Origin of the sequence: Nocardia sp. NPDC046473, assembly GCF_040645995.1 — a bacterium.
GTDB lineage: Bacteria > Actinomycetota > Actinomycetes > Mycobacteriales > Mycobacteriaceae > Nocardia.
Window position 1 is genome coordinate 99,049 of the sequence record NZ_JBEYZJ010000004.1, and the last position, 14,821, is coordinate 113,869.

Annotated in this window: 12 protein-coding genes; 9 read left to right on the forward strand and 3 right to left on the reverse strand. The window is 67.7% G+C overall.

All coding sequences use genetic code 11. From position 1 onward, the window contains the following. Positions 1-231: 231 nt before the first annotated feature. Positions 232-837 carry a GNAT family N-acetyltransferase gene (locus ABZ942_RS14835; protein ID WP_357382060.1) on the reverse strand — a complete coding sequence of 202 codons (606 nt, stop codon included), beginning with the start codon at positions 835-837 and terminating at the stop codon, positions 232-234. 108 nt (positions 838-945) lie between these two features. On the opposite strand from ABZ942_RS14835, the gene ABZ942_RS14840 reads away from it, so the two are divergent. Beyond that, entirely contained in the window at positions 946-1,746 is an 801-nt protein-coding gene (locus ABZ942_RS14840) for a TetR/AcrR family transcriptional regulator (protein WP_357382062.1), read from the forward strand. Beyond that, a complete protein-coding gene (locus ABZ942_RS14845; protein ID WP_357382064.1) occupies positions 1,743-3,254 on the forward strand; it encodes a leucyl aminopeptidase in 1,512 nt (503 codons plus the stop codon). The genes ABZ942_RS14840 and ABZ942_RS14845 overlap by 4 nt, the downstream gene beginning before the upstream one ends. Before the next feature lie 293 nt (positions 3,255-3,547). On the opposite strand, the gene ABZ942_RS14850 is transcribed toward ABZ942_RS14845, so the two are convergent. Further along, positions 3,548-3,910, reverse strand: coding sequence for an oxidoreductase (locus tag ABZ942_RS14850; protein ID WP_357382066.1), 363 nt, complete (start codon positions 3,908-3,910; stop codon positions 3,548-3,550). A 261-nt stretch (positions 3,911-4,171) separates the two neighbouring features. On the opposite strand from ABZ942_RS14850, the gene sucB reads away from it, so the two are divergent. From sucB to ABZ942_RS14885, 7 genes are all read left to right on the forward strand, one after another. Then, a complete protein-coding gene (sucB, locus tag ABZ942_RS14855; RefSeq protein ID WP_357382068.1) occupies positions 4,172-5,932 on the forward strand; it encodes a 2-oxoglutarate dehydrogenase, E2 component, dihydrolipoamide succinyltransferase in 1,761 nt (586 codons plus the stop codon). A 13-nt stretch (positions 5,933-5,945) separates the two neighbouring features. Next, positions 5,946-6,854, forward strand: coding sequence for a TIGR01777 family oxidoreductase (locus ABZ942_RS14860; protein WP_357382070.1), 909 nt, complete (start codon positions 5,946-5,948; stop codon positions 6,852-6,854). Then, positions 6,851-7,384, forward strand: coding sequence for an N-acetyltransferase family protein (locus ABZ942_RS14865; RefSeq protein ID WP_357382072.1), 534 nt, complete (start codon positions 6,851-6,853; stop codon positions 7,382-7,384). Before ABZ942_RS14860 ends, ABZ942_RS14865 begins: the two co-directional genes overlap by 4 nt. Before the next feature lie 177 nt (positions 7,385-7,561). Then, a complete protein-coding gene (lipB, locus tag ABZ942_RS14870) occupies positions 7,562-8,293 on the forward strand; it encodes a lipoyl(octanoyl) transferase LipB (protein WP_357382074.1) in 732 nt (243 codons plus the stop codon). Positions 8,294-8,317: 24 nt separating this feature from the next. Continuing rightward, positions 8,318-9,334 carry a lipoyl synthase gene (gene lipA, locus ABZ942_RS14875; protein ID WP_357382076.1) on the forward strand — a complete coding sequence of 339 codons (1,017 nt, stop codon included), beginning with the start codon at positions 8,318-8,320 and terminating at the stop codon, positions 9,332-9,334. Between the two features lie 673 nt (positions 9,335-10,007). Continuing rightward, positions 10,008-11,564, forward strand: a complete 1,557-nt coding sequence (locus tag ABZ942_RS14880; protein ID WP_357382078.1) for a serine hydrolase domain-containing protein — start codon at positions 10,008-10,010, stop codon at positions 11,562-11,564. 145 nt (positions 11,565-11,709) lie between these two features. Then, positions 11,710-13,320, forward strand: coding sequence for a restriction endonuclease (locus tag ABZ942_RS14885; RefSeq protein WP_357382080.1), 1,611 nt, complete (start codon positions 11,710-11,712; stop codon positions 13,318-13,320). Positions 13,321-13,341: 21 nt separating this feature from the next. On the opposite strand, the gene ABZ942_RS14890 is transcribed toward ABZ942_RS14885, so the two are convergent. Further along, positions 13,342-14,679, reverse strand: a complete 1,338-nt coding sequence (locus ABZ942_RS14890) for an MFS transporter (RefSeq protein ID WP_357382082.1) — start codon at positions 14,677-14,679, stop codon at positions 13,342-13,344. Between the last annotated feature and the right edge of the window lie 142 nt (positions 14,680-14,821).

Sequence of the window (14,821 nt, forward strand, 5' to 3'; positions counted from 1 at the left end):
TCCAGACGATCCCCTCCTCACACCCCATCCGACCCCGAAGCCAGACTTCATCGAACGGGACATGGCGGCGGCGCCACTCGCACTTCTCCGCCACCATGTCCCGCTCGAAGGTCTTCACAGATTCGAGGAAGCCGCGCCCTGTCCAGACCCAGCCAGCACCGAACGGGACATGACGGCGGCGGCTCTCGCGTTTTCCCGCCGCCATGCCCGCTCGACGCACGCACGATCCGGTTAGCCGCGGAACCACATCGGACGCAACGTCGGTCCGCCGTCCGGGAGGTCGTATGTGGTGCTGGTTTGGGTGAAGCCCATGCGGCTGTACAGGCGGGCGGAGCGGTCGGTGCTTGCTTCCAGGTAGGCCGGGACGCCTGCGGAGGAGGCGGCCTTCGTCTGGTTTGCCAGGATCGCGGCGCCTGCTCCCTTGCCGCGATGCTGCGGCACCGTGACGATCACCTGGAGGTATCGGTGTGGGAGTTCGCGGGGATGTGAGTGCGCGAGCAGGTCGGTGACCACGGCCATTCGCTGTAGCGGGCGCACGTCGGGCGCGCCGTCGGCTGCCGTGCGCGCCGCGAGCAGGTCGCTCGCGAAACGGTCCACCGAATCCACGTGCTGCCAGATCGACACCGCCCAGATGTCCGCGTCCGTGCCAGCGAGCCAGATCTCGTCGTCACGCAGCGCACGGTCGATCATTTCGGGTACGTAGTGCGGACCGAACTGTTCGAAGGGATGTCCCTCGAGCACCCAGGCCGTCACCGCCTCGTCGGGGCAGGCGAGGCTGAACGCCGCGATTACCGCGTCGCGATCTTGCTCGCCCGCCTGCCGAACCGTGATCTCCATCGCTGACCCTTTCGTTGTGAACGCTGTGTGCTCTCGCCAATGTAGGCAGGTCAAGGCAGTGCGGCTACCATTTCGTCACACCTGTTCGTGTGTCGAAATGGAGGCGATATGGCGTGCGGAATCTGCGGCGGCGCGCTCGCCCAACCGTCGCGCGGCCGCAAACGCCGGTACTGCTCACGCGCCTGCCAGGCTCGCGCCTATCGATCCCGCCGCGACGAAGTGACCCCGGCGCCACGCACCGCGCGTCCGGCCAGGCTGACCACGATCGGCATCCTGCGCGCCGCCGTCGACCTGGCCGATCGCGACGGCCTCGACGGACTTTCCATGCGCCGCCTGGCCAGCGAACTCGGCGCGGCCACCGCGGGCCTGTACCGCCATTTCCCCGATCGCGAGACACTGCTGGAAGGCATGGCCGAACTGGTACTCGCCGAAATCCGGCCGCCCGCAACCGAACTCACCGACTGGCGGGCCAAGCTGAGCTACGAGGCACACGAGGAGTGGCAGCTGTACCAGCGCCATCCGTGGATGCTGCCGATCCTCGCGCGCACCCGCCCGCCGCTCGGCCCCGCGCTCGCCGACATCCTCGAGCGTTCCTTCGCCGCGCTCGACCACCGCGGCCTGACTCGCGAGTCGATGCTCGCGATCTATCTGTCGTTCTCCGGTTTGGTGCAGGGCCTGGCGCTGCTGACGAATTCGGAACGCGCCGACCGCCTGCGCGGCACCGGCGTCCCGGAGCTGCCCGCCGACCTCCCCGAGCTGCTCGACCCGGCCTCGCGCCCAGTCCTGCATCGGCTGTTCTCGGACGGACCGCCGGGCCCCGACCTGGACTTGGACCGAATCCTCGACGCCGGACTCGCACTGCTCCTCGACGGAATCGCGATCGGACTGCCCAGTAGCCTGAGCCCATGACCGCTGTTGCAGATCGTCCACTAGGACCGGAACTCGCCCGCACGCAGACCATCAGCACGGACACCGACGTGCTCGTGCTCGGATTGACGTCGTCCGAGAACGGCCCCGCCATCGTGCCCGAGGACCTGTTCGGCGACGTGCTCACCGCGGAGGTCCGTGCCGAACTGCTCGATCAGCTCGGCGCGGTCGGCGCGAAGGGCAAGTCCGAGGAACTGACCAGGGTGCCCGCCCCGGCCGGCCTGGACGGCGTGACCAGCGTGCTCGCGGTCGGCCTCGGCGCCGCCGAGAAGATCGATGCCGAGCAGGTCCGTCGTTCGGCCGGTGTCGCGGCCCGTGCGCTGTCCGGTACCGAGCTCGTGGTGACCACGCTGTCCGGCGTCGATCTCGGTGCCGCCGCCGAAGGTTTCTACTTGGGCGCGTACACCTTTACGCCCTTCAAGTCGGACAAGTCCGCGCCCAAGCCGGACGAGCGCCCGGTGGCCAAGGTCGAATTGCTGGTGCCCGAGCCGGAATTCGGCGAGGAGGAACTCTTCCGGGCCCAGCTGATCGCCGAAGCCGTCGCCACGGCAAGGGATTTCACCAACACCCCGCCCAGCCACCTCTACCCCGCCGAGTTCGCCTCCCGCGCGCAGGAATTGGCGGAGGCCGCTGGGCTCGAGGTCGAGGTGCTCGACGAAAAGGCTTTGGAGGCAGGCGGTTACGGCGGCGTGCTCGGAGTCGGCAAGGGTTCGTCGCGGCCGCCGCGGCTGGTCCGGATCAGCTACGCGGGCGGCCCGAAGAAGGTCGCGCTGGTCGGCAAGGGCATCACCTTCGACACCGGTGGTATCTCCATCAAGCCCGCACAGAACATGGAGAACATGACCTCGGACATGGCCGGTGCCGCCGCGGTCGTGGCCACCGTGCTGCTCGCCGCGCGGCTGAGCCTGCCGGTGACGGTCACCGCGACTGTGCCGATGGCGGAGAACATGCCGTCGTCCACCGCGCAGCGCCCCGGCGACGTGCTCACCCAGTACGGCGGCACCACCGTCGAGGTGCTCAACACCGACGCCGAGGGCCGGCTCATCCTGGCCGACGCGATCGTGCGGGCCGGCGAGGACGAGCCCGACTACCTGATCGACGTGGCCACCCTCACCGGCGCGCAAATGGTCGCGCTCGGCACCCGCACGCCCGGCGTGATGGGCACCGAGGCGTTCCGCGACCGGGTCGCCGCGATCTCCCGCGAGATCGGCGAGAACGGCTGGGCCATGCCGCTGCCTGCCGAACTGCGCGCCGATCTGAACTCGAAGATCGCCGACCTGGCCAACGTCGCACCGCACCGGTGGGGCGGCATGCTCTCGGCCGGACTGTTCCTGAAGGAGTTCGTCCCCGAGGGCGTGCAGTGGGCCCACCTCGACGTCGCAGGCCCGGCCTACAACACCGGCGGCCCGTTCGGCTACATCGGCAAGGGCGGCACCGGCGTCCCGGTCCGCACCCTGATCGCCGTCATCGAGGACATCGCCGCGGAGTGACCCCGGCGCGCCGTCCCGGGATGGACGCCTCCTCGGGGCCCGCCGGACCTGGACGAACGATCACGGGGAACTGGTGTCGGTAACGGCCGAGAGCCGACCTGCACCAGTTCCCCCTCGATCAACCACATCGGCGGGCGGGGAACAGTCCGCGCACGGAATCGCGCAGGACGACCGCTCGGCCCCGAACCCGCGCACTTCTCGGCCTCCCCGCGCGCCGATTCGCATGCGATTCTGCGCGCGAAGAATCAGGACATCTGCGACACGAAAGCAGGTCGCTCGACGGTAGCCATGGGCTATAAATCGCGGAGATCCGCCTCGAACGCGCGCTGACGTTCGATGCGTTTGCGAGCGTCGTAGTCCCGCATCCGTTGCGGATATCCGGTCTTGGCGACGTCATAAACGGGGATCCGCAAATCCTTGGCAAGCCGCTGCGCTCCGCGCTCACCGACGATCCGGCGCGTCCATGCACCGTCGGCGGCGATCAACACGACAGTGACATCGGTCACGGTTGTTTTCGGCTCCACATAGCCCTCGACGCCGACGTGGGTGCGCACCCACTCGGCCAGATAGCGGGCGTCCTCGCTACCCCCGGAACCCGCACGTATCGCGCTACCACCCCGGGTCGCGCCGCCTCGGAAACGATCCAGCAAACCCAACGACGCGCACCTCCTTTCCAACCCCGGCGCATCGTGCGCACCGGTCCCTCTATCTTGCCAGCTCCGCGAAGTTCACTGCCCTTGTGCTACGCGCCGTGCAGTCGAGTGCAAGGATGGATCGCGGTACAAGAACCACACAGATCTCCGGTGCCACGCACAATGATCGGTGGCTTTCGGACTCGCGCCGCAACCCGCGACGGGGGTCCGCCGAGAGATCAACTGTTGTAGAAACCCGTCGAGCAGTCAGAGGAGTCAGAGGACATGGCCTTCTCCGTCCAGATGCCAGCTCTTGGTGAGAGCGTCACCGAGGGAACGGTCACCCGGTGGCTGAAGCAGGAAGGAGACACGGTCGAGGTCGACGAGCCGCTGCTCGAGGTCTCCACCGACAAGGTCGACACGGAGATCCCGTCCCCGCAGGCGGGCGTGCTGTCGAAGATCGTCGCCCAAGAAGATGATGTGGTCGAGGTCGGTGGTGAGCTCGGCGTGATCAGCGATGCCGGCGAGGCGCCCGAGCCGAGCTCGGCTCCCGCCCCCGAAGCCGCTGCCGCGCCCGCGCAGGAAGCTCCCGCCGAGGAAGCCCCGGCCGCCGAGCCCGAGCCTGCCGCTCAGGAAGCACCCGCCGCCGAAGCCGCGCCCGCGTCGTCGGGCGAGGGCACCTCGGTCAGGATGCCCGAACTGGGCGAGTCGGTCACCGAGGGCACCGTCACCCGGTGGCTCAAGGCCGTCGGCGACGACGTGGCCGTTGACGAGCCGTTGCTCGAGGTCTCCACCGACAAGGTCGACACCGAAATCCCTTCGCCGGTGGCGGGCAAACTGCTCGAAATCACCGCGCAGGAAGACGATGTCGTCGCTGTGGGTGGACAGCTCGGCGTGATCGGCAGCGGTTCCCCCGCCAAGGCCGAGTCGGCGCCCGCGCCGAAGCCCGAGCCGAAGCCGGAACCCAAGCCCGAGCCCAAGCAGGAAGCGGCTCCCGCACCGAAGCCGGAGCCCAAGCCCGCAGCCCCCGCACCGGCCGCCAAGGCTCCGGCGCCCGCAGCCGCCAAGGCTCCCGAGCCGGATTCCAGCGGCAATGGCGCGACCCCGTACGTCACCCCGCTGGTCCGCAAGCTGGCCGACGAGAACGGCGTCGACCTGTCCGCGCTCACCGGTTCCGGTGTCGGCGGACGCATCCGCAAGCAGGATGTGCTCGCCGCCGCGGAGGCCAAGAAGGCGCCGGCTCCGGCCGCCGCCGCACCGGCCGCCGCACCCGCGGCCAAGGCTCCCGCCGCCCCCGCGGCCGCGAGCGCGAAGCTGGCCCATCTGCGCGGCACCGTGCAGAAGGCGAACCGCATCCGTCAGATCACCGCGACCAAGACCCTGGAATCGCTGCGCACCACCGCACAGCTGACCCAGGTGCACGAGGCCGACGTGAGCAAGATCGCGGCGCTGCGCGCCCAGGCCAAGGCGGCGTTCAAGGAGCGCGAGGGCGTCAACCTGACGTTCCTGCCGTTCTTCGCCAAGGCCGTCGTCGAGGCGCTCGGTGTGCACCCGAACGTCAATGCCAGCTACGACGATTCGACCAAGGAAGTCACCTACCACGCCGCGGTGCACCTCGGCATCGCCGTGGACACCGAGCAGGGCCTGCTCTCCCCGGTGATCCACAACGCGAGCGACCTGTCGCTGGCCGGCCTGGCTCGTGCCATCGCCGACATCGCCAACCGCGCCCGCAACGGTGGCCTCAAGCCGGACGAGTTGGCCGGCGGCACGTTCACCATCACCAACATCGGCAGCCAGGGCGCCCTGTTCGACACCCCGATCCTGCTGCCGCCGCAGGCGGGCATGCTCGGTACGGGTGCGATCGTCAAGCGTCCGGTGGTGGTGAAGGACGACACCGGCAGCGAGTCCATCGGCGTGCGTTCGATGTGCTACCTGCCGCTCACCTACGACCACCGCCTGATCGACGGCGCGGACGCGGGTCGCTTCCTCACCACGATCCGGCACCGGCTCGAGGAGGCCGCGTTCGAGGCCGACCTCGGGCTCTAACCGTCGTGCTCGCATGAAGGTCGTGATCGCCGGTTCGTCCGGGCTGATCGGGACAGCGCTCGTCGCGGCTCTGCGCCGCGACGGGCACGAGGTCGCCCGCCTGGTTCGCAGGCGGGCGGCGGGGCCGGACGAGTTCACCTGGGATCCGGTCCGTGCCGAACTGGACGAGCGGGCGTTGCGCGGCGCGGACGCGGTGGTCAACCTGTGCGGCGCGAGCATCGGGCGTCGTCGCTGGAACGGCAGCTTCAAGCAGGAATTGCGCGACAGCCGGATCACCCCGACCGACGTGCTGGCCGCCGCGGTCGTCAAGGCGAGCGTGCCGACGCTGCTGAACGCCAGCGGCGTGCACTTCTACGGCGGCGACACCGGCGACCGGGTGGTCGACGAAACCGCGCCCGCCGGTTCGGGTTTCCTCGGCACGCTGTGTCGCGACTGGGAGGCCGCGACCCGGCCGGCCGCCGACGCGGGCGTGCGAACCGTGCTGTTGCGCAGCGCCGTCGTCCTGTCCCGGCACGGCGGTCTGCTCAGCATGCTGCACCCGCTGTATTCGCTCGGCCTCGGCGGACGTCTCGGCAGCGGACGGCAGTACACGCCGTGGATCTCGCTGGCCGACGAGATCGGCGCGATCGTCTTCACCCTCGGCACCGACTCCCTCACCGGACCGCTCAACGTCGTCGGCCCGGCGCCGGTCACCAACGCCGAATTCAGCCGTGCGCTCGGACGTTCCGTGCATCGGCCCACCCCGCTGGTGGTTCCCGCGTTCGCGCTGCGGGCACTCATCGGCGAGTTCGCGCAGGAGGCGATCCTGCACGGACCGCGCGCAATACCCACGGCCCTCGAGGAGGCGGGCTACGAGTTCCAGCACCCCACCATCGGCGCCGCACTGGCCGCGACCGTGGGACGACCCGGAGACGATCGATGACCGACCAGCTCGACACCCGCCCCACCCTCATCCGGGACGCGCACCGCGACGACCTGTCCGCGATCCTGGAGATCCACAACGCGAATATCGCCACCTCGACCGCGATCTGGGATCTCGAGCAGGTCGGCCTCGACGAGCGCCTCGCCTGGTTCGAGGCGCGTACCGCGGCGAGCCTGCCGATCCTCGTCGCCGAGATCGACGGCGTGGTCGCCGGATACGCCAGCTACGGTCCGTGGCGGCCCAAGGCGGGTTACCGCTTCACCGTGGAGAATTCGGTGTACGTCGACGAGCGGTTCCAGCGCCGCGGCATCGCGACCGCCCTGCTCACCGAGCTGCTCGACCGGGCACGGCAGTCGGGTCACGTGCACGCCGTCATCGCAGGCATCGAATCCGGCAACACCGGCTCGATCCAACTGCACGAACGCTTCGGCTTCCGCATCATCGGTGAGTTCCCCGAGGTAGGCCACAAGTTCGGCCGCTGGATGAACCTCACCCTCATGCAGCTCACCCTCCCGGTCCACGCGCACTGACCCAACACACGCACCCTTCCTCATTTCCCGCACCGGGAATCGCATGCGACTTTCGGTGCCGGAAATCAAGAGGCGTGCCGCAACGTGCTTGCTCGACCGCCGCGCCCCGCTAACATGTGGCACTCCCCACAGAGCGCAGCTGGAATAGAAGTGCCCGTCCGGCGTACCGTCGAGCACGTGAACGACACGCGCACCACGGCGTCCGCCCGATTCGATACGACCCCGATCGTGGTCGAGGATCTCGGACTCATCGACTACCACAACGCCTGGGAGCTGCAGCGGACCATCGCCGCGGAGCGGGCCGACGGCATCGGATCCGATCGCCTGCTGCTGCTCGAGCACCCAGCGGTCTACACCGCGGGCCGCCGGACCGAGGCCGAGGATCTGCCGATCGACGGCAGCCCGGTGGTCGAGGTGGATCGCGGCGGCAAGATCACCTGGCACGGCCCTGGCCAGCTGGTGGGCTACCCGATCGTGCGGCTCGCCGAGCCGGTCGACGTCGTGCATTACGTGCGTCGACTCGAGGAAGCCCTCATCACCGTCTGCACCGACCTCGGCTTGAACTGCGGCCGGATCGACGGCCGCTCCGGTGTCTGGCTGCCCGCGACCGACGTGTTCGCCGAGCGCAAGATCGCCGCGATCGGCGTGCGGGTACAGCGCGGCGTTGCCCTGCACGGCATCTCGCTCAACTGCAACTCCGCCATGGACGGCTTCCAGGCGATCATCCCCTGCGGCATCCGCGATGCCGGTGTCACCACGCTGTCGCGCGAGTTGGGCCGCGAGTTCACGGTGGCCGAGGCCAAGCCGCTCGTCGCCGAGGCCATCGCCAGGGCGCTCAATGGCGAACTGCCGGTAACCGCTCACGATATTGCGCGCGTCACACCGGTAGGAGGGGCCGCGAACGCCTGATCGGGTAGGCGTAATGTCGATCTAGTGACCTCAGCTTCAGCACCGGCAGGACGCAAACTGCTACGCATCGAGGCGCGCAACGCGGAGACCCCGATCGAGCGCAAACCTCAATGGATTCGTACCAAGGCCAAGATGGGCCCGGAGTATTCCGAGCTCAAGGGTCTGGTCAAACGCGAGGGCCTGCACACGGTGTGCGAGGAGGCGGGTTGTCCCAACATCTTCGAATGCTGGGAAGACCGTGAGGCCACCTTCCTGATCGGCGGCGAGCAGTGCACCCGTCGCTGCGACTTCTGCCAGATCGACACCGGCAAACCGGCCGCACTCGATCGGGACGAGCCGCGCCGGGTCGCCGAGAGCGTGCAGGCAATGGGTCTGCGTTACTCGACCATCACCGGCGTCGCCCGCGACGACCTGGAAGACGGCGGCGCCTGGCTCTACGCCGAAACTGTGCGCGCCATCAAGCAACTCAACCCGAGCACCGGCGTCGAGCTGCTCATCCCCGACTTCAACGCCGTGCCCGACCAGCTGGCCGAGGTGTTCTCCGCGCGCCCGGAGGTGTTGGCGCACAACCTGGAAACGGTGCCGCGCATCTTCAAGCGCATCCGCCCCGCCTTCCGCTACGAGCGCTCACTGTCGGTCCTCACCGCCGCGCGAGCGGCCGGGCTGGTCACCAAGTCCAACCTGATCCTCGGCATGGGCGAGACCCCCGAAGAGGTCACCCAGGCGATGCGCGACCTGCACGAGGCAGGCTGCGACATCCTCACCATCACCCAGTACCTGCGCCCCTCCCCCCGCCACCACCCGGTGGACCGCTGGGTGAAGCCGCAGGAATTCGTCGACCACTCGAAGATGGCCGAGGAGATCGGCTTCGCGGGCGTGATGGCCGGGCCGCTGGTCCGCTCGTCCTACCGCGCGGGTCGCCTCTACAGCCAGGCGATGGCGCACCACGGTCGCGAGATCGCGCCCGCCATGGCGCATCTCGCCGAGGGTGGCGCGGCGTCCCAGGAAGCCTCGTCCGTCCTGGCTCGCTTCGGCGGCTGACCATAGTTCGCGCGCACCGGGCCGCCCTCGAACGGTTCCGGTGCGCTACTCATCAGGCCATCGCCACCACCGCCCCGAGATCGCTGACAATGGCGCATCTCGCCAAGAGGCGCTGCGCCCCAGAAAGCCATGTCAGTCCAGGCTCGCCTCGGCGGCTGACCACAGTTCGCGCACCGGGTCGCCTCGAACGGTCCGGTGTGCGATACACCATCAGGGCCATGGCGCATCTCGGAGCGGGGTCACCACGGCTCAGAACGCCTCGCTCATGCCGACTCATTTCAGCAGCTGGCCATGGCGCGCTCGGGCAGTCCGGTGTGCAACACCATCAGGCGATGGCACATGTCGCAGCAGGGCACCCCGTCTCAAAAGCCGCATCCATGCAAACTCGCTTCAGCACCAGACCACGGCGCACACGGCAAGCCGCCCTCGGATGGTCCGGTGCGCGACACCGTCAAAGCATGGCACATCTCGCCGAGGGCGCCACGTCCTCAGGATGCCGCGTCCCATGCCGACTCGCTTCGGCGGCCGACCACGGTGCGCACACCGGCCGCCTTCGGATGGTCCGGTGTGGCGGCTGGTGGACCTACCGTGTCCACGGTTCGTCGGTAAACGCGACCGGTAGCTCGGCCGATATACAGATGTGCAGACTCGCAGAACGCAGGGGGATCGAAATATGCTCGGCCGTAATATCTTCGCTCGGCTCATGCGGGTCGGTGCCGGCGCGCTCGCCGTGGCCGTGGTCACCACCGTGCTGGTCGGCTGCACGACCGATAAAGAGTGCGGGCCCCGGGACAGCTGCCCCATGGCAATTCTTCCGGCGGACGAGCAGAGCAAGATCGATGAAGCCGTCCGCAAGACCATCGACGCCGGCTTGATCCCCGGTGCGCTGGTCGCCGTGAACGCTCCTGGTCATGGCGTGTACGTCAAGGCATACGGCGTCGCCGACCTGGCCACCGGACGCCCGATGACCGTCGACGATCACGTCCGAATCGGCAGCGTCACCAAGACATTCACCGCCACCGCGATCCTTCGAGCCGCTGACGAAGGCAAGCTTTCCCTCGACGACACGCTGAGCAAATACGTCCCCGGTGTACCCAACGGCGACACCATCACCCTGCGCGACCTGCTCGGCATGCGCGGCGGAGTCTGGGATCTGGTGGGCGACACCGATTTCGCCGCTCAGTTGGTGACGAAGACACCGGGCGAATGGCACGACGGCGATCGGCTGCGCAAGCTCGCCGCGCATCCGGAGCACGCGAAACCGCCACGCACCACCACCGAATACTCCAACTCCGAGTACTTCCTGCTCGGCCTGGTGCTGGAGAAGGTGCTCGGCAAGCCGGTCCACGAGGTCCTCTCCGACGTCGCGCAAGCCCACGGCCTGCACGAAACCACCTATCCCGCCGACGCCACCATGCCGACGCCGGCCAGCCAGGGCTACAGCTACTTCGACGAGACCGCCACGAACGTCACCGCCCGCAACGCCCCGGCGATCTTCGGCGCCGCGGGCTCGATGGTGTCGACCATCTCCGACCTCGCCGAATACGCGCCTCTACTCGCCAGCGGCGACCTGCTGAAGCCCGAAACACTTCAGGCCAGAAAGCAATTCACCAGTGGAACCGCGGGCGGTGGCCCCCTCAACTACGGCCTCGGGTTACAACGCTTCGGCCCCTGGCTCGGTCACACCGGTGGGGTACTCGGCTACACCACCCACGTCGCCTACCTACCGGACAGCGGGGCCACCGTCGCGGTGGCGGTCAACCAGTACACGATCCCGCCAACCCTGCTGCGGATCTCCGCATCCGACATCTGGGCAGCCATCGTCGAGCAGCTGTTCCCCAACTCGCTGCCCGGTGACCAGCCGGCGCCGCCGGTTCCACCCCTGGCCCTCCCCGACTCCGCGAGCCTCGCCACCGAACTACAGCAGGCTTTCGATACACAGCTCCCCGCCACCCGGAAAACGTTGCGTATCGCCGCCGACGACAAAGATCCCGAACTGATCACCAAACTGGCAAAGGTCTACGCCGAATACCCCATGACCTTCCAGGTCGACAAGCTCACCGACCTCGACGGCACCACCCTCTTCGCGACCACGACAGTCGCCGCCGCCGACGGCAAACGCCGCATGGTGATCCCCTTCACCGCCCGCGACAACACCTGGCGTCTCGACACCAGCTGGGTCTGCGAAAGCCTCCTACTCGCCGGCGAATCCTCCCCCGCCTGCACCTGACCCCGCCGAGTCCTCGCATACCCCCTACCTTCCGGTGGATATGCGAGGACCCAGCATTTGTGCGAAGACTGCGCGCCGGCAGCGGAAATCGATTTACCGTTGACGAACACGATCAAGAACTTGGGGCAGGCGTGAGGGGGCGGCTGTGGGTTCGAAGGGTTTTTTCTACGAGATTCAACGGCAGCGGCGGCTGGCCGCGCAGGAGGCACTGCGCCGCGAACGTGCGGTAGAACGCGACCGCAAGCAGGCCGAGCGGGCGCAGGCGGCCTACGAGAAGCAGCTCCGACTCGAATACACGCAGACCCGCAAGGCGGGTGTCGAAGCGCTCAACCGGAATCTGGCTCAGTGGATCGAACAGATCACGAGCATCTTGGTCGAGGGAGTGCACTACTCACCGTGGATCGATCTGGACGCCGACCGCACCACGCCCGCACTTCCACCACTAGATCTCGGGCAGTACGCACATCCGCGTCCTGCCCCGCAGTGGACAGCACCACCCGAGCCCGGTCGCCTGTCGCGAATGTTCGGCGGTGCGGACAAGTATCTGGCCCGTGTCGAGGAAGAGCGGGCGCGCTTCGACGCGGCGATCGTGGAGCACGCACGCCAGGAACAGTATCGCCAGGAACAGGTCGCGCGACTGACCGCGGCACATGCCGAGGAAATCGCTCGGATCGAACAGCGGGCGGCGGAGCGGAACGCGATCGTAGACGCCCGCGTCGCCGGTCTCGAAGCCCGCAACCCACAGGAGGTGGAGTGGCTCGCCGGCCGGGTACTGGCCAGGACTCCCCTTCCTGACACGTTTCCGCGGGCAATGGAATTCGCCTTCGATCCGCGCCGCGAACTGCTCGCGGTGCGATTCGAACTGCCGGGGCACGATGTGATCCCGTCCGATCGCGAATTCAAGTACATCGCAAGCAAAGACGAGCAACGGGCGGTGCCGCGAACCAAGGCGCAGCTCGATGATCTGTACCGCGAAGTCATCGCCCAGACGACGCTGCTGTGCGTCCGCGATCTTCTCGTCGCCGACCCCGTCCTGCACTCGGTCCATTTCGACGGTTATGTCCGCCGACACAATCCGGCCACCGGAGAAATGGACGACCCGACCATAGTCAGTACCTCCGTCGAACGTGCCCAGCTACCACCGGACACCAACCTGATGAACGTTGCACCACAGGTGTGTTTGCGCAGCTTCGACACACTCATCTCGGGCCATCCCTACGAGGTCGAGCCCATCGCCTCGACACTCGACTTCGACTGGAACCGTTACCGATTCGTCAAGGAGTTCGACGCGGCGGCCACCCTCGACTCCCGGCCCGACCTGATGGACATGACACCGACCCAGTTCGAGCATCTGGTACGCCAGATATTCCAGGCGCAGGGGGCCGAGGGCTGGACAACCCAGCAATCCAACGACGACGGTGTCGACGCCGTCATTGCCAAACGCACGCCACTCATCGGCGGCCTTGCCATCGTGCAGGCCAAGCAATATCGAAACGTCATCGGCGTCAGCCACGTCCGCGAGCTCGCCGGTGCGATGGAGGAGAAGAAGGCGGGCTGGGGCATCCTCATCACCACCTCGTGGTTCACCACCGGATGCGAGCGCAAGGCCCGCGAACACGGCCGGATGGAACTCATCGACGGCCAGCAACTGGTCCAATTGATCGAGGAACATCTGCACAAGCGGGTGCTGATCGGCATCCACAAGCGCCCGCGCAGAAAAGCACCCGCGGCGCCGCAAGGTCCAGTGGTTCCCTGAGCGACCGGTGCCCCTGGATCGTTACGGTTTCTTCAGCGAGACCGGATCTTCCTGTGCGCCAACGCTGGTCCGTTTCCACAGCACCAGCGCACCGACGGCCGAGCCGATCATGGCGAACCCGACCACCCAGAGGCCCGCGCGTTGCGATCCGGTCCAATCCTTCAGTCCACCAGTGATATACGGTGCGGCGAAGCCGCTGATGTTGCCGATCGAGTTGATCAACGCGATACCACCCGCGGCGGCGGCGCCGGTGAGGAAGGCGCTGGGGAGGGCCCAGAAGGTGGGGAGGGCGGCGAGAACACCGACGGCGCAGACGGTTACGGCGGCCATGGCGGCGATCGGATTCCCGAGGTAGAGGGCCACCGGGATGGCCAGACCGCCGAGCAGTGCGGGAAGCGCTACATGCCAGGGACGTTCACCGGTTCGGTCGCCGTGCCTGCTCCACCAGACCATTACGAAGGCCCCGATGACGTAAGGCACCGCGTTGATCAGTCCGCGCTGCACCACCGAATAGTGCGTCCCGTACTGCTGCTGGAATCCGTTGATGATGGTCGGCAGGAAGAAGCCCAAAGCGTAGAGCCCGTACACGATTCCGCCGTAGACGAGGGCGAGGCCGATGATCCGGGTATCGGTCAGCGCCTTGCGCAACGTCCAGTGCTCGCCCTTCTCCGCGGCGGCTTGCTCAGCGGCGAGTTCCGTACCGAGCCACTGCCGTTCGGCACTCGTCAGCCACTTCGCCTGTGCCGGACTGTCGGTGAGGAAGAACCAGGTCACCACCGCGAGCAGCAGCGCGGGCACCCCCTCGACGAGGAACATGAACCGCCAGCCGCTGAGCCCGAACACGCCGTGCCCGTACTGGATGATCAGGCTCGACATGGTGGAGCCGAGCGCAGTGGAGATCGGCACGGCGACCATGAACAGCGCGACGAACTTAGCCCGCTGCTTCTGCGGGAACCAGTACGTGAGGTACAGCAGGATGCCGGGGAAGAATCCCGCCTCCGCCACACCGAGCGCGAATCGCAGGACGTACAGCACGGTTTCGTTGGGCACGAACGCCATCGCGGTCGCGATCACGCCCCAGCTGGCCAGGATTCGGGCGATCCAGCGGCGCGCCCCGAACTTGTGCAGCGCCAGATTGCTCGGCACCTCGAGCACCAGGTAGCCGAGGAAGAAGATCCCGGACGCGAACCCGAAGGCCGTCTCGGTGAGCCCGAGATCGGCCTTCATCCCGCTGGGCCCGGCGAAGCCGATGTTGACCCGATCCAGGTAATTGACGAAGTACAGCAGCCCGAGAAACGGCACCAGGCGAAGCGTGACCTTGCGCAGCGTCGCGCGCGGCACGTCCTGTATGACAACCATGCGCGCACTCTCGCCCGGCAGGCCCCCGCCGGTCAAGCCCCCAACCGGGGGTCACCCCGGCTCGACCTGCCTGCGGCGACCAGCCCGCTCGCCCGCCGGAGGCACGTAAGTCATAGCAGGACTGCAAGATTCAGGCCCTCAC